Source organism: Pseudomonas sp. P129, assembly GCF_020312195.1.
Taxonomy (GTDB): Bacteria; Pseudomonadota; Gammaproteobacteria; order Pseudomonadales; family Pseudomonadaceae; genus Aquipseudomonas; species Aquipseudomonas fragariae.
Genome location: NZ_JAGPYS010000003.1, coordinates 184,817 through 205,762, shown reverse-complemented (window position 1 = coordinate 205,762; position 20,946 = coordinate 184,817). Strand labels below are relative to the sequence as shown.

Sequence of the window (20,946 nt, the reverse complement as noted above, 5' to 3'; positions counted from 1 at the left end):
AGAAGTACCCATGGACACCCTGCAAAACATGCGTGCCTTCAGCTGCGTGGCGCAAGCGGGCAGCTTCACTGCTGCCGCCGCCGTGCTGGATACCACCACCGCCAACGTCTCGCGTGCGGTCTCCAACCTTGAAGCGCATTTACAGACGCGCCTGCTCAATCGCACCACCCGGCGCATTGCCCTCACCGAAGCAGGCAAGCGTTATCTGTTGCGCTGCGAGCAGATTCTCGCCTCGGTGGAAGAAGCCGAGGCCGAAGCCAGCGACGCTCATGCCCGCCCGGCCGGGCAGCTCAAGATGCATTCGATGCCGGGCGTCGGCCAGCATTATGTGATCGACGCCATTGCCCGTTACCGGCGCAACCACCCGGACGTGGCGTTCGACCTGACCATGACCCACCGCGTGCCGGACTTGCTGGAAGAAGGCTATGACGTGTCGATCGTGCTCGCCAGCGAACTGGCCGACTCGGGCTTTGTGTCTCAGCGCCTGGGCATTACCTACAGCATCGTGTGCGCGTCCCCCGAGTACGTGAAAACCTTCGGCATGGCCCACAAGCCTGCCGACCTGCTGAATCATGCATGCCTGCGTCTGGTGAGCCCGGTGTTCCCGCTGGACAAATGGCTGTTCGATGGCCCGGAAGGTCAGGAGATGGTCACCATCAACAGCTCGCCGCTGCTGGTCAATTCTGCGGATGCGATGAAAACCGCGATTTCCAGCGGCATGGGGGTCGGCATCCTGCCGATCTACTCGGCGATCGAGGGGCTGCGCAACGGCACCCTGGTGCGCGTGTTGTCCGATTACCGCTCGCAAGAGCTGAACCTGTACGCCATCTACCCGTCCCGCCAGTATCTGGATGCAAAGATCAGAACCTGGGTTGAATACCTGCGCGGTTCGTTGCCGGAAATTCTCGCAGCCGACGAAGCCGATCTGCATGTGCAGGCGCTCAAGTCCTCGTACTGACATCGTACAACTGCAAAAAGCGGCTGCCAAAGAGCGGGGAGGAATGTTAGCGTGCTACTCATTCAACCGCTCGAGAGTGACTGCCCAATGAAAAAAACCGTACTCGCCTTCAGCCGTGTTTCTCCTGAAATGGCCGAGCGCCTGGCGCAAGATTTCAACGTGATCGTGCCCAACCCCAAGCAGGGTGATATCAACGCGCAGTTTGCAGAAGCCTTGCCTGAATCCCACGGACTTATAGGCGCAGGCCGCAAGCTGGGTCGCGAACAACTGCAGAGCGCCACCAGGCTGGAGGTGGTGTCCAGCATCTCGGTGGGCTACGACAACTACGACGTCGACTACCTGAGCGAGCGCGGCATTCTGCTGACCAACACGCCGGATGTACTGACCGAAAGCACCGCCGACCTGGGCTTCTCGCTGATCATGAGCAGCGCCCGCCGAGTCGCCGAACTGGACGCCTATACCAAGGCCGGACAGTGGACGCGCAGCATCGAACCGCCGCACTTCGGCACCGATGTGCATGGCAAGACGCTGGGTATCGTCGGCATGGGCAACATCGGCGCAGCCATTGCCCGCCGCGGGCGTCTGGGCTTCAACATGCCGATTCTGTACGCCGGCAACAGCCGCAAGACCCAACTCGAACAGGAACTGGGCGCACAATTTCGCAGCCTGGACCAGTTGCTGGCCGAAGCGGATTTCGTCTGCCTGGTGGTACCGCTGAGCGAAAAGACCAAGCACTTGATCGGCCGCCGCGAGCTGAGCCTGATGAAGCCCGGTGCCATCCTGGTCAACATCGCCCGCGGCCCGATCGTCGATGAACCCGCCCTGATCGAAGCGCTGCAGAACGGCACCATTCGCGGTGCCGGTCTGGACGTCTACGAAAAAGAGCCGCTGAGCGAATCGCCGCTGTTCCAGCTCAAGAACGCGGTGACCCTGCCGCACGTCGGCTCAGCCACCACCGAAACCCGCCAGGCCATGGCCGACCGCGCCTACGGCAACCTGCGCAGTGCGCTGCTCGGTGAACGACCGCAGGATCTGGTCAACCCGCAGGTGTGGAAAGGCTGAGGCCACGCCTCTGCCGATCTGCAGGCAATGCACGATCACCACCGACTCAGGCCAGTTTGCCGCCGACCACGACGGCAACCGGTCTGACCTTCCTGAACACCAGCACGTTGCCGACCATCACCAGCCCCAGCCCCAGCAGGGCCGCCAGCGTCCACTGGTAGCCTTCGACCCACGTCGAGATGTTCAGCGCCACAATCGGGAACAACACGGTGCAGTAAGCCGCGCGTTCCGGGCCCATGCGTCCTACCAGGGTCAGGTAGGCAGTGAATGCAATCACCGAGCCGGGGATCACCAGGAACAGCAGTGAGCCTACGTAGCGCGTGTTCCATTCAAAGGTGAACGGCGTGCCACTCAGCAGGCAATACATGCCCAGTATCGTCGCACCGTAGAGCATGCCCCACGCATTGGTGGTCAGCGGACGCAGACCGGCTTTCTGCTGCAGGCTCGACAGCATGTTGCCCGCCGAGAAGCACAGCGTGCCCAGCAGGGCCAAGCCCAGCCCGATCAGGGTCTCGCGGCTGGCGCTGTGCCCGGACAGTTCGGGCCAGAACAGACACGCCAACCCAAGCAGGCCCATCGCGCCACCGGCCATGACGTTGCCAGCGATTTTCTGGCGAAAGAACACCCGTGCGTTCAGCGCATTCCACAGCGTCGAGGTCGAGAACACCACCGCGATCAGGCCGCTGGGTATCCACTGGCTGGCCGTGTAGAAGCACATGAAGTTGACGCAGAACAGGCACACGCCCTGCGCCAGACAGATCAACTGGCCACGACGATTGACTGGTTGCAGCCGCTTGCTCAGCAGTAAAAACGCGAACAGCACCAAGGCCGCCAATGCGAAGCGATAGACGATCGATACCGGAATCGCGACATCGCCGAGTTGAAGTTTCAGGGCGATCCAGGTGGTGCCCCAGATCAGCACGGTCAGCAGATAAAGCGAGAGGTTCATGGTGCAGGCTCCTTGATGAGCCATCAGTCTGCGGCGTGCCGGCCTGCCATCGCTTGCACAATCTTGCGCATTTGATTCAAGCGCTACTGGCAGCGGCGTCACCAGCGAGTAGGATACAAATCCTAGAGGAATCGTCATGTCCGCCATTGAATCCATCCAGGTCTTTCAGGCCCTGAACAGTTCACCCAATGCCAATCTGGAGCAGAGCGCGCCGCTGGGCGACGGGCTGGTGGCGGCGTTGTGGAACAATCGGCACGACTCGCAGGAATATCACGCACCGACCCACCATACCCTGTCGTGCTATATCGAGGACGGTACCGGGACCTTTCGCCGCGGAAGACCCGACCAGAAAGGCGCGCCGGGCAAGCTGTGCATCTTGCCTGCCGGTCATGAGTCCGCCTGGGTGGTGAACGGCGAGATCCGTCTGGCGCATCTGTATTTCAGCCCGGAACAGTTTGCGCTGGGCTGCGTCACCCTGCTGGATCGCGAGCCGCGCGAGATGCAGCTGCGGGAAAACACCTTTCTGGAAGACCCCATACAGGCGGCACGCTTCCGGCAGCTGATTCGCCTGAACTGGGCAGAACCCGGCGAGCGCCTGCTGACCAGCAGCCTGGCGCACGAGATGGTCAGCCATGCGCTGCTCAATCAGGCAGGCCTGCGCGACGGGCTGCGCTTGAAAGGCGGCCTGGCGCCGCATCTGCGCCGACATCTGGTGGACTTCATCGAAATGCATCTCGCCGACCCGCTGAGCGTTGGCCAACTGGCCGGCCTGTGCGCGCTGTCGGAATACCACTTCGCACGCATGTTTCGCGAAAGCTTCGGGTTGCCGCCGCACCAGTACCTGCTGGCGCGGCGCATCGAGCAGGCGCGCCAATTGCTGCGCAGTACCGGCAAGCCACTGGGCGAAATCGCGCTGGCTTGCGGGTTCGCCAGCGCCAGCCATTTCAGCAACCGTTTTCGTCAGGCCACTGGGGCGACACCAGGTGAGTACAGAACGGCTTTAGGCCAATAGCTGACTCACCGCTGCCCATGCTCATCAACCGCCACCCAGCCGCAGTTGCTCTCACCACGCATTACGACACTGGTTCTGGCTTTTGCCGTGCGTTTTTTCGATCCCGGGCGGGAAAAATGAACCGCAATATTAATGATAAATATTCTCATACGCAAAAGAGTCTGCCAGAATCCACGCCACCAATGAGTCCCCGTGGATTGTTTCCCCGTGATGCCCGTCGCCCACTCCGCTCTCAATCACACTGTCGAAGGCCTGTACAGGGCTCACAACGCCTGGCTGACGACCTGGTTGCGGCGCAGGCTCGGCTGCCCGCACAGCGCGGCGGACCTGGCGCAGGACACCTTTATCAAGGTGCTGGGCGCACGCGATACAGCGCAAATCGTCGAGCCGCGAGCCTTTCTGACGACGATTGCCAAGCGTGTGCTGTGCAATCACTACCGGCGTCAGGACCTGGAGCATGCCTACTATCAGGCACTGGCCGAACTGCCGGAGCGCGTGGCGCCTTCGGAAGAAGAGCGGGCGATCATTCTCGAAACCCTGGTCGAACTCGATCAACTGCTGGACGGCCTGCCAGCACTGGTCAAGCGGGCGTTTCTGCTGTCGCAGGTCGACGGCTTGAGCCATGGCCGGATCGCTGCCGAACTGGGTATTTCCATCGCCACGGTCAAGCGTCATCTGCACAAGGCCGCCCTGCGCTGCTATTTCGCCCTATGAATCCGAACAACGAGTCTTTGAACAAATCCGACATCTCGCCTGCCGTGGCACAGCAGGCCGTTGGCTGGCTGCTGGAAATGCAGGAAGGCACGCTGGATGCCCGCCGTCAGCACGCCTGGCAGCTGTGGCTCAATGGCAACGCCGAGCATCAACGGGCATGGGCGCACATGCAGCGGGTCAACCAGCGCCTGAGTGGACTGTCCTCGCCGCTGGCGCATGCGGCACTCAATGCGCCGAAGTCCGCCAACCGTCGGCATGCGCTCAAACTACTATTGCTGCTCGGCGCAGGCTCGGCAGCGGGCTGGAGCCTGCGCGAGCAGATCGCCCGGCAACCCTTGCTGGCCGATTACGACAGCGGCGTGGGCGAACAGCGCAAGGTGGCGTTGAGCGACGGCAGTCAGGTGCAGTTGAATACTGCCAGCGCGGTGGATGTACGTTTTGATGCGCAGCAGCGCCTGATCGAACTGCTGCAGGGCGAAATCCTCATGACGGCCTCGGCGGACACGCGCCCGCTGAACCTGTTGAGCGCGGAAGGCACGGTCAGGGCGTCGACAGGCGCCAGTCGTTTCAACCTGCGTCAGCTGAATGGGCGTACGCAATTGGCCGTGTTTGCCGGGGCCCTTGAAATAGCCCCTGCCGGCAAGAGCGGAGCGGGCTTGATGCTGCGCGCCAGCCAGCAGGTGACGTTCAGCCGTGATGCCTGGGACAAGGTTCGTCCGCTGGACGCAGGCAGTGGCGCCTGGGCGGACGGGATGCTGGTGGCGTCGCGCATGAGGCTGGCGGATTTTCTTGCAGAGTTGAGTCGCTACCGCCGCGGTCGTCTGAATTGCGATGCGAGGGTTGCAGGGCTGCTGATTTCCGGCAGCTACCCGCTGGCCGACAGCGAGCGCATCCTCGACATGCTCGAACTCGCCCTCCCGGTACGCGTGCAGCGCTTCACGCGGTATTGGGTGAACGTGCAGGCGCGGGTTTGATCGTGATTGCTCGTTTCCACTCAGCGCGGTAATGCCGTTCGTGACGCTCTGCGTCACACAGCGATTCTGTGGCGTCATTGATGACTATCGTTCCCATGCTCCGCGTGGGAATGCAGTTCGTGACGCTCTGCGTCACACGGCGGTTCTGTGGCGTCAGCGATGACTATCGTTCCCATGCTCCGCGTGGGAATGCAGTTCGTGACGCTCTGCGTCACACGGCGGTTTTTCTTTGTCAGGTAGATTGGGGGTCGGCTCAGGTCACCTTTTCGCCCCTCGGCGACTCACTTTGAGGGACCAAAGTGAGCAAAGTCCTTAGCTCCGTTTCCGGCCCGACTTCGTCGGGTTCCTTCGCCCTGTCACTGATCCGGGGGTCGCCGCAACGCGCCATCCATGGCACGGTGCGGCTAGCCTGGCGTCCTGCCAGGCTACCCCCGGATCAGCGCCAGGACTCAGCCGTCACTTACGTCGCACTCTGCGTCGTCAGTGCCATCGTGGTCGAAAAGCATTTCGATGGTAGTGAACGCGATTTTGACTATCGTCCCCACGCTCCAGCGTGGGAATGCCGTTCGTGACGCTCTGCGTCACACAGCGGTTTGGGGATGTCAGGTGGATTTGCGCTGGCCGGCTAAAATTTTTCAAAAAGCGTGAGCTGTTTTTCGATCCTCGCGTGACAGACAGGGAAAGCCTCTCTCAACCTTCCGGTCAAAGGACTCCTGCATGTCAGCCCGCCCTACCCAACTTTCGCCGCTGGTGCGTACATTGCGCCATGTCATTTTCGGCGCCAGCCTCTCGGTCGGCAGCCTGTCGATGGCGCAGGCCGCCGAGGTCGCACCCAAGGTGTATCACATTGCGCCGAGCGAGCTTGAAGCGGCGCTGAACCAGTTCGGTCGTGCGTCTGGCGTGCTGATTTCATATGGTTCGCAGATCACCAGCGGCCTGAAAAGCCGTGGCCTGGAAGGTCAGTACACGCCCGAACAGGGCCTGAATGCCTTGCTCGAAGGCACCGGCCTGCAGGCCATGGCCGATGGGAATAACGGCTTCACCCTGCAACCGGCCAATACCGCTGGCGCGCCGATCGAGCTGGGTGTCTCCACGGTGGTCGGTGACTGGCTGGGCGCTGCGCAGCAAACCAACGTTTTCGAGCATCCGGGCGCGCGTGACGTGATTCGTCGTGAGGAATTCGAGCGGGTCGGTGCGACATCGGCGCGTGAAGTGCTCAATCGCATTCCGGGCGTCAACGCGCCGGACAACAACGGCACCGGCAGCCATGACATGGCGCTGAACTTCGGCATTCGCGGCCTCAATCCACGCCTGGCGTCGCGCTCTACCGTGCTGATGGACGGTATCCCGGTGCCGTTCGCGCCCTATGGCCAGCCGCAACTGTCGTTTGCGCCGATCAGCATGGGCAACATGGACGCAGTCGATGTGGTGCGTGGCGGTGGTGCAGTGCGTTACGGTCCGCAGAACGTGGGTGGCATCGTCAACTTCGTGACCCGCGCGATCCCCGACGCCCCGACGCTCAAGGGCGGCATACAAACCGAGACCAGCCCGTCGTCCAGCCATGACGGCTTCAAGACCACCGGCAACCTGCTGGCCGGCGGCACTGCGGACAACGGCCTGGGCGGCGCGATTCTGTATTCCGGCGTGCGCGGCGGCGACTGGCGCGAGCACAGCGACACCGAAATCGACGACCTGATTCTCAAGGGCAAATACCAGATCGACGACGCCAACAGCCTCAACGCCATGGCGCAGTACTACGATGGCGAAGCACAGATGCCTGGAGGCCTCAGCGTCGCGGACTACGATGCCGACCCGTACCAGTCGACACGCCTGAAGGACAAGTTCTGGGGCCGTCGCACCATGTTCAATTTCGGCTATCGCTATGAGCAGGACGCGCGCGTCTTCACCGCCAACACGTTCTTCACCAAGACCTTGCGCAGCGGCTATCTGGATCAGGGCAGCTTCGTTTCCCTGTCGCCCCGCGAATACTGGGTGCGCGGCCTGGAAACACGCTTCTCGCAAGGCTTTGCGCTGGGCGAAACCTGGCATGAAGTCGGCGTTGGCTACCGCTACGTCAACGAGGCCGGTCATGAGTTGCGCTATCGCGAACCGGTGACGGGCGAGCTGCCAACCACCGCCAGTCGCAACGACCGCGACACACGCGGCGCGACCGAAGCGCATGCGTTCTACATCGACGACCGCATCGATATCGGCAAGTGGACCATCACGCCGGGCATTCGCTACGAGATGATCGACACTGCGCAGAACAACAACCTGACCAACGCCCGCTACCAGGGCGACTACAGCACCGCACTGCCCGCGTTGAACGTGCTTTACCACCTGACCGACACCTGGAACCTGTACGCCAACACCGAAGGCTCGTTCGGCAGTGTGCAGTACAGCCAGATGCCCAACCGCGTCACCGGCGATGAAGTCAAACCGGAAAAAGCCCGCACCTGGGAACTGGGCACACGCTACGACAACGGCAACCTGCGGGCCGAGATCGGCGCGTTCCTGATCAATTTCGACAACCAGTACGACAGCAACCAGACCAATGACACGGTGATCGCACGCGGCGAGACTCGCCATCAGGGCATCGAGACCAGCGTCAACTATGCGCTGGAGGGCCTGAGCCCGGTGCTGGCCGGCTACGATGTCTACGCGACCTACGCCTTCGTCGACGCCACGATTCGCGAAGACGGCCCGAACAAGGGCAATCGCGTGCCGTTCTCGTCAAAGCACAAGGGAACCATGGGCGTCAGCTACACCGAAGGGCCGTGGAAGCTCAATTTCGACAGCTCCTTCCAGAGCGACCAGTTTGCCGACAACGCCAATACCTCGACTGAAAGCGCCGATGGCAGCACCGGCAAGATCCCTGGGTACATGCTGTTCAGCACCCGCGCCAACTACGATTTCGGCCCGCAACTGTCTGACCTCAACGTTGCGGTCGGGATGAAGAACATCTTCAACCGCCAGTACTACACCCGCTCGTTCGACGACAACAACCGCGGCAAATACGTCGGCGAACCACGCACGGTGTACGTACAGACGTCGGTCGCGTTCTAGTTTCGGACGCCAGAGCGCGAGAGCAGTGTTCTTCCGGACACCTCTCGTTCCTCACTATCCGCGTGGGAATGCCGTTCTGGACGCTCTGCGTCCGCTGCTGATTCGTAACCTCGCGCCAGGGAAGCAATTTTTTGCTGCGAAATATTTCTTACACATTGGGGTTGAATTGTCAGGCGATTGCCGCCAACACTGTGAATGAGCGCAAACGAAAACGATTCCGACAGGAATCATGCAGTCCAGCCTCGCACGAGCAAGCCCTAATAAGGATTAACTATGCAAATCCAGGTCAATAGCGATAATCACATCGAAAGCAGTATCCGACTGGAGGAGTGGGTTCGTACCACCGTTGAAAGCACGCTCGAACACTACGATGAAAACCTGACCCGCGTGGAAGTCCACATCCGCGATGAAAACGGCGACAAGCCTGGCCCACACGACATCAAGTGCCAGATGGAAGCTCGCCCCAAAGGACACCAACCCATTTCTGTTTCCCACAAGGCCGATACGGTAGATCAGGCTGTGGATGGCGCTGCTGTAAAACTCGATCACGCCCTCGAGCATCTGTTTGGCAAACTGCGCGGCAAACGAGGCGCCGCACCGACCATCGCCGAACAGGATGAAGATCCGGTCAGCCCGGACGCGCTGCTCGAAGAAGAATTTCTGGAAAAAGAGCAGGAGAAAGAAGCCGCTCGTCTGACCTGATGTTCCACTGACACGTTTTGCAAAAAAAGGGCGAACCGGCAACGGTTCGCCCTTTTTGTTCGCCATAGGCCGGCAAGCGCAGTGCACACCGACAGCGTGGCCGACACACGTCTGTATGCCCCAATCGGTGCGCACCACAAAAGGTCGCTGCACAGCTTTGGCCACCCTGATCCACCGCTCGCCTTGCAGCCGTTTCGATCGCCGGTTGCCGTCCATCGAATTTAACACGCCGCACCAGGCGCCCGTCGAGCGGCACCGCAAAGCCATCGGCGAGCAAAAAAAGCACGCCGCTCACCTCTGTGAGTGTGCTGGTCAGCCATGCATGCCCACAAGCGCTCAATATGCATCTCGCCGTTCCGCAGCACCGCGCTCAACACCGGAACCTGAACAGCACGCGAGGACGGTTTCGACCCCGTCGTTACGAATCTCTGGCGTCAAGAATCGGTTGTCCGAGTGTCAGACAATCACTCGAAAAAACCCTGCAAAACGTCATTCGCGAGACAACCAGATCATGTCCGGGACGCACCCCCGGCACGTTTTGGAGAGCGCTTTTTTCAACCGGACTGACTGGCTTGTCTTGCCGCAAAGCAAGCCAGAAAGCGGCTGCGCAGCACTCCCGCTCGGCAGCTTTTAGCGTATCGCCCCGGCAATATGGCCCGAACCATGCAAAGCCCTGTACTACGCACCACGAGGCAGGCCATCAGGACGGCCACTTCCTGGCGCGGACTCATGTCGAGAGTGCGTTAAAGCGTCTTAAACGAACCTGTCATCAACGCGAAAGACGACAGCAAAACGGTCAGCAGCAGGCGCAGGAGTAACGCAACCGCTGATCAGTCGTCGAGAACCAAAAGGACTACGACCCGGTCAACTTATGCAGACCATTGAGCAGGTGAATGATATGGACAATCCTTTTCAAATGATCACGGACACGTTTCACCCCGACTATCGGGTGAATCTGAGCATTCAAGGGCTGGACGGCAGCATCATGCTGACCTTGTCCAACGAATGCGGCGTCGTTGCCAAGCGCTTGATCAGCGCCGCCCAACGCAATGACCCACAACGCCTGCGCAAGCTGATAGAAAGCGTGCAATTTGGCATCGCCATCGAACGTGGCGACAGCGCGATCAAGATCCTTGCGGCGTTGACCGACGGCGCGACCCTGAAAAAGACACCTGCCCCGGCCAATGGTCCATGGCCGCAGAGTCAGGCAACGGTGAATGCCGGAGCTTGATGGACACCTGCCCTTCCCCTCTGTGCAGCGCCGTTAATGGCGCTGCACAGAGCCAGAATATGTTGATGCCACGCCATCGTCTCCAGACGGCTTGAATGACCTCCTCCCCCCGTAAAACCGGCCTTTAGCTATCATTCCCCCCTCCCTCTTCTTCAGCAAAAGTACAGATACATCCTGCTACAACAATCCTTGCGCAGAAACATTCGAGCGACTGGGCACTGAGTTCAGCGCCACTGCACCTGCGGGTTATTCCGAGGAGGCAACATGTATTTACGTTATGGGGTATTGATCGCATCACTTGCGATCGCGTCAGGCTGTGTCGAGGAGCGTGTAGTCCATGAACGACCGCACGTCCATCATGAATACGTCGAAGAAGTGATCGCGCCGCAACCGCCACCCGAACGCGTCGTCGAGGTGGAACCGGCCCCTCGCCCAGGCTATGTATGGGCACGCGGTTACTGGCACTGGAACGGCCAGCGTTTCGTGCCGGTGCATGGCCACTGGGAAGCCGAGCGACCCGGCTATCACTATGTGCATCCGCACTGGGAAAGCGCTGGTGATGGCTGGCACTGGCGTGCCGGGGTCTGGCTGAACTGATTGCCTTCTTCTATAAGCAGCGTGCTGGCGGCATCTTGCACAGATGCCGCCATTGCCTAGATCAGATTTCGCCCTTCTCTTCCGTCACCGCGCCTTTGACGGTGCTGGACGAGTCGGGAATCTTCGCTGAAGGGTATTTGTAAGACGCATAGCGCACCACCAGAATCGCAAACGCCAGCAACAGAATGCCGCCACACAGGTAGATGATGCCGATGTCCGGCGGGTTGTGGTGGGACACGTCGGAAATCAGCAGCCGCGTCAGTGCAGTGATCGCCACGTAGATGAGGAAGCGCACGGGCATGTGGTTGGTCTTGAAATAAATCCCGGTCATCGCCCCCAGCTCGAGATAGATGAACAGCAGCAGGATGTCATCGACCGTGACGTTGCCTTTCTCGACCATCCCCAGAAATGCAACCACTGACGCCCATGCAGTGATCGCGCCGATCGCGAACAGGGCGAGAAAGTGGAAGCTCTCCACACACAGGTTGCCCAGCGACTCGGCCTGCGCATGCACGCGGTGTCTTATCTTTACTGCCCATTTGTTTCCCATGAAGCGCTACCTCTGAACCTTCGTTTATGCCGACCGGATGATGCCGTGTACGCGTGACACTGTTGTGGCCTGCTTTTTAAAGCAGGAACAGGGCCATAGGCTATGGTTGAGAGCGCGGCGGGTTGTCGCAAGGCACATTTGCAACGCAAAAAAGATGCGTAAACGCCACTATTCAGGCGGGGCTTGATTGGCACATGGCTTTTACTGTATAAAAACACAGTAATCGAGAAATCGCTTTCGCTGTTGCGTCGCAGGCCAGTTTCCCTAAAGGCCTTCACGCAGTGCCCCGCTACACCTGACCGGCGCGCTGGTCATGCACGATCAATGCTTTGCATACCCGCTGGTCAGAGCACAAAGCGCTGAACGTCCGGGTCTAGCCCTTTCAATACTGGATAAGACGACGAGGCCAAAATGGCTGTTGAAACCCTTTACCGCAGTACCCGCGATCTGGAGACTACTTTCGTGGACCGTAAACTCGCCGATGCGCACGACCAAATGCTCGAGCTGGCCGAGCTTCTCACCGACGTCCTGATCAAGAACGTGCCGGGGATCTCGGAGAAGCATGCAGAGGACGCGAGCATTTACATGGCCAAGAATCGCGCCGTGTTCGCAGCGGCGTTCAAGAACAACGCGAGCGCACTCAGCGAACTGTCGGAGCCGGCCGAGGCGAAAGACTGATTCCGTTGTGGGCTGCGACTCCCCTCATTGCGAGGGGGTCGCCAATCATTCTCATTTAATGGCTGGGCAATCACCCGTATTGCTGCTACAACTCAATACTGTATATACCGCACAACTTGAACAGTATCTAAGCCAACTCCTAACCTCCCGCCTGCCCGTCAGCGTGTCAAACTCGATACCTAATCAAAGTTCCCGACCGTCATTATATCAGCGTCATTTTTGTGAACCCCTTCTCTCTTCCTGTCATTAAACAGGCGTCAGGATTCTGCTGTAGTGACGCACGCCCCAGCGCGACTGCCTTTGTTGAAACTTTTTGCCATCATCCATAACTACCGCTGGAAATCCGGCATTCAAAACAGCTGGAAAAGTGTTGCAAAAACCCCATGAAACCCCCGTATTCATTGGCCAAAACGCTATTTCTCAAAAAATTTAACCCTGTACTGACCGTGGTGAAATTCCAAAGTTCCTGGCCATTGTTACTTTGAAAAATACTTAATAAACGTTTTGCTTTATTACCTTGTTCTGTTAATAATCCCGACAACTCCGGGTAACAAGGCATATTGCTACATTCACACTGAAGTGAACATCGAGCCACAAACTCCGATCTTTCCGCCCGAGAAACTCATCAACTCGCAAGCTGACCACGCTGCTCTCAGTCTGGTTTTTGCTGCCGTGCGACGCGCTCAGGGCGCGGGAGGAAATAATGGCTGGTCTGCACCCCAGAATGAAGGTCCTTTCCATTTTCGGTACTCGTCCGGAGGCCATCAAAATGGCTCCTCTGGTCAGAGCACTGGCTGCAGAGCCGGGTATCGACTCAAGAATCTGCATTACCGGGCAGCATCAAAGCATGCTGCAACAGGTGCTGGACATGTTCGAGCTCAAAGCCGACTACAGCCTTGATGTGATGCGCCCGGATCAGACGCTGAACTCGCTGACCGCTGCGCTTTACGCGGCGATCGACCCGATTCTGGACGAGATGAAACCGGACAGGGTGCTGGTTCACGGCGACACCACATCAGCAATGGTGGCGGCCATGTCGGCCTTTCATCGCCGGATCCCCATCGGCCACGTCGAAGCAGGTCTGCGTACCGGTGACATCCGTCAGCCATGGCCTGAAGAGATGAACCGTCGTTGCATCGATCTGATTTCCGATCACCTGTTCGCCCCCACCGCCGAGTCGCGCCGCAACGTGCTGGGCGAGCGCCTGCAGGGTATCTCGTTCGTGACCGGCAACACCGTGATCGACGCCCTGCACCTGACGGCACAGCGAATCGACAGCAATCGCCAGCTGCGCCATGCACTTGATCGCCAGTTTTCGTTCCTGGTGCCCGAGCGCCGGGTGTTGGTGGTCACCGGTCATCGTCGCGAGAACTTCGGCGACGGCTTCCTGAACATCTGCAAGGCGCTGGGCGAACTGGCCAGACGCGACGACATACAGATCGTTTACCCGGTGCACCTGAATCCCAATGTACTTGGGCCGGTGACCGAGCACCTGGGCGATCTGCCCAACGTGCACCTGATCAAGCCGCTGGACTACCTGTCGTTCGTGCGCCTGATGCAACGCGCTCACGTCATCCTCACCGATTCCGGTGGCGTGCAGGAAGAAGCGCCGTCGCTGGGCAAACCGGTATTGGTCATGCGCGATGTCACCGAGCGCCCGGAAGCGGTCGCGGCAGGCACTGTGCGCCTGGTGGGCACCGAGACGGACGCCATCATTCGCGGTGTGAACGCCCTGTTTGACGATGATGCGCTGTGGCAGAACGCCTCCCGTGCAGCCAACCCCTATGGCGACGGCAAAGCCAGTTCACGGATCGTCGATGCCCTGATGGGCCGTCCGGTGGATGAGTTTGTCGCCGAGCTGCCGCGTCAGCGCCAGGACCCGGTGGACAGACACCTGGATACACGAATCAAGCCCCAGCAGGAACATGCAGAGTTGCGCTCGATGGCCAGTTAGCCAAAAGGACGCGCAGGTAGCGCAAACGAACCCCAAAAAAATCCGCAGGAAGCAGTCCGCAAACGATACGGGCACCCGGTTCAGACCGAGTGCCCGAAAAACGTTGTAGCAGACCGGCAGCCTGTATCAAGACCCAATGGCCTTGAGCCTTTACCGAGATCTGCACGATGAAATCTTCCGTTGCCGTAAACATGGGCGCGTTTGGCGTACTTGCCTGCGGGATGAGCCTGCTGGCGCTGATGCCTGCATTCGCCCTGGCTGCCGAAAGCCCGCTGACCCAGGCGATCAACCGAATCACTGCCGACAATCGCCAGGAGCGCGTGATCGAGTTGAGGGAGCTGGGTATCGATCGCCCGATCATCCTCAATGCCTCCGATGCCCGCCGCGAGCTGTATCTGCCGGTGCCTGCCAATGTGCCGTTGACCGAGGCCACGCTGAATTTCGATGCCAGCTACCTGAACGGCGAGGCCGGCCGCAACACGCTGCTGCTGTCGCTGGACGGTTATCCGGTACGTGCGCTGGGCCTCAATGAAGAACAGGGCAACGCCAGTGCGACGCTGGGCGTCGACAAGGCAGCGCGGGAAAGCGGTTCGGTACGGTTGGGGATTGCCTGGTCGTCGGTGATCTCGAAAGCGCTCTGCGAGGATGAACGCGCGATCGGCAACGTGTTGCGCATCGATCCGCACACGCGCCTCACTTACAGCTATGACGCCAGCCAGTTGCAGGACGTCGGCGCGGTATGGAACGCACTGCCCGGCAAACCCGGCCTGCTGGTCGCACCCGGCACATTGTCGAACGCCAGCTACGATGCCGCCTGGCGTCTGGGCGTAGCGCTGGAGCGCATCGGCAAGCAGGCACGCATCCTGCCGTTCCCTGCGGTGCAGGACAGCGTAGACCTGAGCGACCTGACTATTCCGGCGGAACTCAAGCAGATTCCGGCGTTTGCAGGGCTCGAAGGCAAGGGCCAGTACACCCTGCGCGACCCGGCGGAAATCGGTGCATTGCTGATGCTCGGCCAGACACCTGCGTTGCAGGCCGACCTGGCGATCAGCGATCCGCAGTTGCTCAAGGCTATCGACGGCGCCATGGACGCTCTCCAGGCGCAGGTGCAGGGTCTGGATGCTTCGGCGGCCAGTGCACTGGCCCAGTGGCGCGAGCGTCACATCAAGAAGCCGCTTGCCAACAGCGCCGGGGATGACGTGAGTCTGGCCCTGCTGGGCAATCGCGCGCTGCTGATGATCAAGCCGGAGTCGGCCAACAAAGCCATCGGCCTGTTCAGCTCGGCGTGGAATAAACTGGCGCGCAATCGCCAGCTGACCATTGGCGAAGAAGCCGCCATGCCTCTGAGCGAAGACGGTCGTGTCGCACTGACCCGTCTGGGCGGCAAGCCCGGCACGGTGGACGTGCTGGCAAAAACCGACTGGAGCGCCTCGTTCCCGCTGGGCAGCGTTGCCTATGACGGTCGCGTACCGGTGACTGCGATGATCGATATCGCTGCCGCCCCCGGTGCATCGGGTACCCCGCCGGTTGCCACGTTGTTCCTCAACGATTACCTGATCGGTGCAATGCAACTGACTCCCGATGGCAAGAAAGAGCGCATCGAAGCCCGCATTCCGCAATACGCACTGGCGGCGCAGAACGTCCTGCGCGTGTCTTTCCAGCGTCAGCCGGTCAGCAACCAGTGCCTGGAGACGCCGCAGGCGTTCCCGATCTCGGTACTGCCGACCAGCCACATCGTGCTGGACAAGGTCACGCCTGACGAAAACTTCTCCGGCATGGCGGCACGCTTCGCCACCGACACGCAGATCATGGTGCCCAAGGGCTACCTCGAGCGCCCGGCCAGCAGCCTGCCGCAAGTCATCCGCATCGCCAGCGCCTCCGGCGTCTCGCCGCTGCGCGCACAGCTCAGCGTCAGCGATGACGCCAGCGTAGCCGTGACACCTGCCAAGGCGTTCCTGGCCTTCGAACTGCCCGTCAAGGACGGCGCCGAGTCGGTCAAGGCCAGCAACGACGGGCATCTGCTGATCAACCATAAAGAGCAGACGCTGCTCGACCTCAAGTCGCTCAACCACCTGGCTTCGTTGCAAGTGATCGAAGCCGGCGGCCAGCACGGCATGGTCTATCGCTCGCTGGGCGGTCAGGCTCCGGTGTTCGAACGTCCGCTACTGCTGGAACGTGGCAACGCCGCGCTGCTGGCTGACAGCGGCCCGATCGCCACCTTCGACGCCAAGGACCCGACCGGCAGCCAGATGATCGAGGAGGAGGAAAGCACCGGCATCGAGGCCTGGCGCAAACCATCGCTGCTGTGGCTGATCCCGGCCGGCATCGTACTTTTTCTCATTCTGTTGCTGGCTGGCCGTAGCGCCCGTCGCAATCGCTCGTAACAGGCCGCCGCAATGACGTCGCTCTATTGGCCTTACTGGCTGGCCCATTACTACAGCGTGCTGGAAGTCGCGACGATCGTTGTCGGGCTGATCATCCTGGTATCGAGTATCGATGACCTGTTCATCGATATCTGGTACTGGTCGCGCCGGCTGTACCGCAAGTTCACCGCCGAACGTCGCTACCGGCCACTGACTGCCGAGCAGTTGACTGCCCGTGACGAGCAGCCGCTGGCAATCATGGTCCCGGCCTGGCTGGAATACGACGTCATCGCGCCGATGATCGAAAACATGGTGTCGACGCTCGACTATCAGAACTACGTGGTGTTCGTCGGCACTTACATCAACGACCAGCGCACCATCGATGAAGTGGAGCGCATGCGTCGCCGCTACAAGCAGTTGCACCGTGTGGAGGTGCCGCACGCCGGCCCGACCTGCAAGGCCGACTGCCTGAACTGGGTGATCCAGGCGATTTTCCTGTACGAGAAGACCCACGCCGTACAGTTCGCCGGGACTATCCTGCACGACAGCGAAGACGTGCTGCACCCGCTTGAACTGCGCCTGTTCAATTACCTGTTGCCGCGCAAGGACATGATCCAGTTGCCGGTCGTGTCGCTGGAACGCAACTGGTACGAATGGGTAGCCGGCACCTACATGGACGAGTTCGCCGAATGGCACGGCAAGGACCTGGTGGTACGCGAAAGCATGACTGACACCGTGCCTTCGGCCGGTGTCGGCACTTGCTTCTCGCGACGTGCGCTGATGGTGCTGGCGGATGAAAACCAGAACCAGCCGTTCAATACCGAAAGCCTGACCGAGGACTACGACGTCGGCGCGCGACTGGCGAAGTACGGCATGCAGGCGATCTTCGTACGCTTCCCGGTGCAATTTCGGGTGCTGCGCAAATCGTGGTTCCGCAAGCCTTACGAATCGACGCTGGAAATGCCGCTGTGCGTGCGCGAATTCTTCCCGGACACCTTCCGCACTGCCTTTCGCCAGAAAGCGCGCTGGACGCTGGGTATCGGCTTGCAAGGCTGGGAGCAAATGGGCTGGACCGGCTCGCTGGCAAACCGTTACCTGCTGTTTCGCGACCGCAAGGGTGTGGTGACATCGTTTATCAGCATCATTGCCTACCTGATCCTCATCCAGCTGCTGGCACTGATCGTTCTGCGCTCCAGCGGGCTGTGGAATACCAGCTTCCCGACACCGTTTGAAACCACCGGACTGATTCAGTATCTGCTGGTGGCCAACGGCATCGCGTTGCTGTGGCGGATCCTGCACCGCTGCTACTTCACTACCGTGCTTTACGGCTGGCAGCACGGTTTGCTGTCGATACCGCGCATGGTGGTCGGCAACTTCGTCAACTTCATGGCTGCGGCTCGGGCCTGGCGGATGTTTCTGGTGGGCAAGGTGCTCAACCGCAAGCTGGTCTGGGACAAGACCATGCACGACTTCCCGTCTTCCGACCTGATTGCCGTCGCGCCCCGCCGTCTGGGCAGCGTGCTGTTGTCCTGGCAAGCCATCAACGACGAAAAACTGCAGACCGCACTGACTGAACAGCAAACCCGTCAGGTGCCCCTGGGCAGGATTTTGCTTAGCCACGGCTGGCTCGACGATGAAACCCTGGCTGAGGCCATCGCCTTCCAGAATGACCTGCCGCGGGTGTTCGACATCGCCAGCAAGCGTGCCGACAACAGTGTGCTGGCGGATGAGTTCTGCCTGCGCTGGCGTGTCGTGCCGTTGCAAATGAATGCGCTGGGCCGCCAGGAAATCGCAGTGGCCAGCCCGCTGCCGCCTGACGGTCTGCAGCAGATTAGCGAACAGCTGGGTGCCGAGCCGGTGCAGTTGATTGCCCGTGAAAGCGACATCGTCGCGCAGTTGCGTCAGCTTCAGGTGGGCGAGGGTCAGCCGCTTCCAGCCAGAGCGCCACTGCTGGGCGATCTGCTGATCGAGCAAGGCCTGCTGGACCGCGAAGTGTTCCAGAAAGCCATGCTCGGCTACCGCCCGCATGTGCATGGCCGGATCGGCGACTACCTGGTCGACATTGGCGTGCTGCCCAGAGAAACCATCGAACAGGCTGTGGCACGTCAGCACAACCATTACCGATCTGACGATCAAACGGAGCAGCCACTATGAAGCGCCCCTTCATCCTGTCGCTGCTGGTGACCGGCCTGAGTCTTTCTTCGCCGTTCAGCCAGGCAGAAACCCTGCCTTTGCCGTTGACCGGCCCGGCGTATGCCATCGCCAACGAAGCCTACATGGCCTACAACCGCAAGGATTACGACCTGGCCATCGCCAAAGCGAACGAAGCGTTGCGTCAGCGCGGTGACGCTCAGCAGTTGCGTGACCTCATTACGTTGGCCGAACGCGACAAGTACCGCCGCGATCATCCGCAACGCGCTTACAAGACGCGTCCGCAACCTGGCTATCTGGAAGGCAATCAGGCGCTGCGCGCCTACGCCAACCGCGACTACGACGGCTCGGCCAGTCATGCGCGCAAGGCCATTGCCCAGGCACCGAAGAACCTCGATTACCGCATGATGCTGATCGAGGCGCTGCAACGTCAGCAGCATCTGGATGAAGCACAGGCAGCGATCAACGATGCCGAGCAGGCACTGGGGCCGCAACAGGTGCTGACGCGTCGTCGGCAGGCGATTCAGGAGCAGGTGGCGGTCAACAAGGCGGCCACCGGATACAAGGCATTGGCTCGCGGAGATAACGACACCGCGGTCAGCGAGGCGCGGGAGGCCGTCCGCAGTTTCCCAAAGCAGATGGCCTACCGGAAATTACTGGTCAGCGCCCTGATTGCCCAAGGGCAGTATGCCGAAGCGCGTTCTGCGGCCACCGAAGCGCTGGCTCTGAATGGCAACGACGCCACCCTGCTCGTCCAGCGCGGACAAATGCGTCAGCGCCTGGGCGATCAGGACGGCGCGCGTCAGGACTTCGCCCAGGCCATGGCGGTCGGCAACCTGCCGCTGCGTGAACAGGCCTCGTTGTACGCCGCCATGGGCCAGCCGAGTGAGGCATTGCAACGCTTGCAGAAAGCACGCGACGCGGGCGAACTGCAACCCGGCGATGAAGTGCAGATAGCCTATTTCCTCAGCCAGGCGGGCGATGATCAAGGTGCGCTGGATACGTTCAAGCGTGTTGACCGTCAGTCCGGCCTCAAGCCACGCGAAGTGCAGGATGCCGCCTACAGCGCGATGCGCACGTCGAACGATGCGCAGGCCATCGCCTACTTCAAACGCGTGCTCGATTATCAGCAGACCGGCGATTTGCAGATGCCCGCGCAACAGGTGTTCGACACCCGACGCGCCGTCTCTGATCTGTCCCGTGAATGGGGATTGACCAACACCACGACTTATCGGGGTGCCAGCACCAGCAGCGGCCTGAGCGGCACACCCGGCGGCAGCAATGACAGCGTGCAGAACAGCACCGAAGTGTTCTGGCGACCCTTCGGTTACCGCAATGCGCGCTTCGTCGAGCTTTACGGACGCGTCACCGACACGCTGTGGAGCAAGGAAGGCGACTCCGACACAGGCGCGGACGCTTTGCAGGGCGCGCTCGGTATCCGGGTCAAGCCGTTCAGCGCAGTCAACGTGATCGGTGCCTTCGAACGCACCTTTCCGCTGGGCAACTCGAACGCCGACGGCGACTGGCTGGTGCGCTTGGGCTACGGCTCGAGCATCGGCACCGACCTGCGCGTCGATGTACCGAGCTGGTGGACGTCGCAGCTGTACGCTGAAGGCGGGCGCTATCTGCAGGACAAGCGCAACTATTTCAACAGCGAGTGGCAGGTCGGACGCAGCTTCCGTCTGGACAGCATCAGCCCGCGGCTGGTGGTGTTTCCCCATGTGGTCGCCGCAGTGGACTACGATTCGAAGATGCGCAGTGAGGTCGACAGTCTCGGCCGTAGCAGCACATCATCGAGTAATGCTGGCGGGCTTGGTGTCGGTACGGGCGTGCGTTACTGGTTCCGCGAGGATAAGTACAAGGCGCCGCAGTCGTATGTCGACTTCTCCGTGCAGTATCGCGAGAAAGTGTTTGGCGATGACCGCGCAGAAGGCGTTTTCGCACGCATGACGTTCTCGTGGTGACCCGCGCCCGTCACCCATCAG

Annotated in this window: 16 protein-coding genes; 14 read left to right on the top strand and 2 right to left on the bottom strand. The window is 60.6% G+C overall.

Annotation, left to right across the window (positions count from 1 at the left end; translation table 11 throughout):
• The first annotated feature begins 10 nt into the window (after positions 1-10).
• On the top strand, positions 11-958 hold the full coding sequence (locus tag KBY02_RS10700; protein WP_004406777.1) for a LysR family transcriptional regulator: 948 nt from the start codon (positions 11-13) through the stop codon (positions 956-958).
• An 87-nt stretch (positions 959-1,045) separates the two neighbouring features.
• Positions 1,046-2,020, top strand: a complete 975-nt coding sequence (locus KBY02_RS10695) for a 2-hydroxyacid dehydrogenase (protein WP_057457035.1) — start codon at positions 1,046-1,048, stop codon at positions 2,018-2,020.
• Positions 2,021-2,066: 46 nt separating this feature from the next.
• Here the strand turns inward: KBY02_RS10695 and KBY02_RS10690 are convergent, their stop codons facing one another.
• Entirely contained in the window at positions 2,067-2,969 is a 903-nt protein-coding gene (locus KBY02_RS10690) for a DMT family transporter (protein WP_024652086.1), read from the bottom strand.
• Between the two features lie 136 nt (positions 2,970-3,105).
• Here KBY02_RS10690 and KBY02_RS10685 point away from each other — a divergent pair, with 136 nt between their 5' ends.
• The 7 genes from KBY02_RS10685 (at position 3,106) to KBY02_RS10655 (ending at position 11,265) form a co-directional block, all read left to right on the top strand.
• Positions 3,106-3,981, top strand: coding sequence for an AraC family transcriptional regulator (locus tag KBY02_RS10685; RefSeq protein WP_057457036.1), 876 nt, complete (start codon positions 3,106-3,108; stop codon positions 3,979-3,981).
• A gap of 210 nt (positions 3,982-4,191) precedes the next feature.
• Positions 4,192-4,695 carry a sigma-70 family RNA polymerase sigma factor gene (locus KBY02_RS10680; RefSeq protein ID WP_004406806.1) on the top strand — a complete coding sequence of 168 codons (504 nt, stop codon included), beginning with the start codon at positions 4,192-4,194 and terminating at the stop codon, positions 4,693-4,695.
• Positions 4,692-5,669: a FecR domain-containing protein gene (locus KBY02_RS10675; protein WP_225650327.1), complete on the top strand. Its 978-nt coding sequence runs from the start codon at positions 4,692-4,694 to the stop codon at positions 5,667-5,669. Before KBY02_RS10680 ends, KBY02_RS10675 begins: the two co-directional genes overlap by 4 nt.
• Positions 5,670-6,386: 717 nt before the next feature.
• Positions 6,387-8,735, top strand: a complete 2,349-nt coding sequence (gene fecA / locus KBY02_RS10670; protein ID WP_225650325.1) for a TonB-dependent Fe(3+) dicitrate receptor FecA — start codon at positions 6,387-6,389, stop codon at positions 8,733-8,735.
• Between the two features lie 273 nt (positions 8,736-9,008).
• Positions 9,009-9,437, top strand: coding sequence for an HPF/RaiA family ribosome-associated protein (locus tag KBY02_RS10665; protein WP_003365451.1), 429 nt, complete (start codon positions 9,009-9,011; stop codon positions 9,435-9,437).
• Between the two features lie 898 nt (positions 9,438-10,335).
• The gene (locus KBY02_RS10660; protein ID WP_011266781.1) at positions 10,336-10,668 is read left to right on the top strand and encodes a DUF3509 domain-containing protein; all 333 of its coding nucleotides are present in this window, start codon (positions 10,336-10,338) and stop codon (positions 10,666-10,668) included.
• Positions 10,669-10,932: 264 nt separating this feature from the next.
• Entirely contained in the window at positions 10,933-11,265 is a 333-nt protein-coding gene (locus KBY02_RS10655) for a YXWGXW repeat-containing protein (RefSeq protein ID WP_011266780.1), read from the top strand.
• A gap of 61 nt (positions 11,266-11,326) precedes the next feature.
• On the opposite strand, the gene KBY02_RS10650 is transcribed toward KBY02_RS10655, so the two are convergent.
• A complete protein-coding gene (locus KBY02_RS10650) occupies positions 11,327-11,815 on the bottom strand; it encodes a phosphate-starvation-inducible protein PsiE (protein WP_003316964.1) in 489 nt (162 codons plus the stop codon).
• A gap of 411 nt (positions 11,816-12,226) precedes the next feature.
• Between KBY02_RS10650 and KBY02_RS10645 the strand changes: the two genes are divergently transcribed.
• The 5 genes from KBY02_RS10645 (at position 12,227) to KBY02_RS10625 (ending at position 20,925) form a co-directional block, all read left to right on the top strand.
• A complete protein-coding gene (locus KBY02_RS10645) occupies positions 12,227-12,493 on the top strand; it encodes a YebG family protein (protein WP_004406827.1) in 267 nt (88 codons plus the stop codon).
• A gap of 703 nt (positions 12,494-13,196) precedes the next feature.
• On the top strand, positions 13,197-14,447 hold the full coding sequence (wecB, locus tag KBY02_RS10640; protein WP_024652341.1) for a non-hydrolyzing UDP-N-acetylglucosamine 2-epimerase: 1,251 nt from the start codon (positions 13,197-13,199) through the stop codon (positions 14,445-14,447).
• A gap of 167 nt (positions 14,448-14,614) precedes the next feature.
• Positions 14,615-16,831, top strand: coding sequence for a cellulose biosynthesis cyclic di-GMP-binding regulatory protein BcsB (locus KBY02_RS10635; RefSeq protein WP_225650323.1), 2,217 nt, complete (start codon positions 14,615-14,617; stop codon positions 16,829-16,831).
• A gap of 12 nt (positions 16,832-16,843) precedes the next feature.
• Positions 16,844-18,964, top strand: coding sequence for a glycosyl transferase family protein (locus KBY02_RS10630; protein ID WP_225650321.1), 2,121 nt, complete (start codon positions 16,844-16,846; stop codon positions 18,962-18,964).
• On the top strand, positions 18,961-20,925 hold the full coding sequence (locus tag KBY02_RS10625) for a bacteriophage N4 adsorption protein A (RefSeq protein ID WP_225650319.1): 1,965 nt from the start codon (positions 18,961-18,963) through the stop codon (positions 20,923-20,925). Before KBY02_RS10630 ends, KBY02_RS10625 begins: the two co-directional genes overlap by 4 nt.
• Positions 20,926-20,946 lie beyond the last annotated feature (21 nt).

Bases quoted from the DNA above. Each gene is read 5' to 3' on its own strand.
- KBY02_RS10700 (WP_004406777.1), top strand. From the start codon at position 11: ATGGACACCCTGCAAAACATGCGTGCCTTCAGCTGCGTGGCGCAAGCG.
- KBY02_RS10695 (WP_057457035.1), top strand. From the start codon at position 1,046: ATGAAAAAAACCGTACTCGCCTTCAGCCGTGTTTCTCCTGAAATGGCC.
- KBY02_RS10690 (WP_024652086.1), bottom strand. From the start codon at position 2,969: ATGAACCTCTCGCTTTATCTGCTGACCGTGCTGATCTGGGGCACCACC.
- KBY02_RS10685 (WP_057457036.1), top strand. From the start codon at position 3,106: ATGTCCGCCATTGAATCCATCCAGGTCTTTCAGGCCCTGAACAGTTCA.
- KBY02_RS10680 (WP_004406806.1), top strand. From the start codon at position 4,192: ATGCCCGTCGCCCACTCCGCTCTCAATCACACTGTCGAAGGCCTGTAC.
- KBY02_RS10675 (WP_225650327.1), top strand. From the start codon at position 4,692: ATGAATCCGAACAACGAGTCTTTGAACAAATCCGACATCTCGCCTGCC.
- fecA (WP_225650325.1), top strand. From the start codon at position 6,387: ATGTCAGCCCGCCCTACCCAACTTTCGCCGCTGGTGCGTACATTGCGC.
- KBY02_RS10665 (WP_003365451.1), top strand. From the start codon at position 9,009: ATGCAAATCCAGGTCAATAGCGATAATCACATCGAAAGCAGTATCCGA.
- KBY02_RS10660 (WP_011266781.1), top strand. From the start codon at position 10,336: ATGGACAATCCTTTTCAAATGATCACGGACACGTTTCACCCCGACTAT.
- KBY02_RS10655 (WP_011266780.1), top strand. From the start codon at position 10,933: ATGTATTTACGTTATGGGGTATTGATCGCATCACTTGCGATCGCGTCA.
- KBY02_RS10650 (WP_003316964.1), bottom strand. From the start codon at position 11,815: ATGGGAAACAAATGGGCAGTAAAGATAAGACACCGCGTGCATGCGCAG.
- KBY02_RS10645 (WP_004406827.1), top strand. From the start codon at position 12,227: ATGGCTGTTGAAACCCTTTACCGCAGTACCCGCGATCTGGAGACTACT.
- wecB (WP_024652341.1), top strand. From the start codon at position 13,197: ATGGCTGGTCTGCACCCCAGAATGAAGGTCCTTTCCATTTTCGGTACT.
- KBY02_RS10635 (WP_225650323.1), top strand. From the start codon at position 14,615: ATGAAATCTTCCGTTGCCGTAAACATGGGCGCGTTTGGCGTACTTGCC.
- KBY02_RS10630 (WP_225650321.1), top strand. From the start codon at position 16,844: ATGACGTCGCTCTATTGGCCTTACTGGCTGGCCCATTACTACAGCGTG.
- KBY02_RS10625 (WP_225650319.1), top strand. From the start codon at position 18,961: ATGAAGCGCCCCTTCATCCTGTCGCTGCTGGTGACCGGCCTGAGTCTT.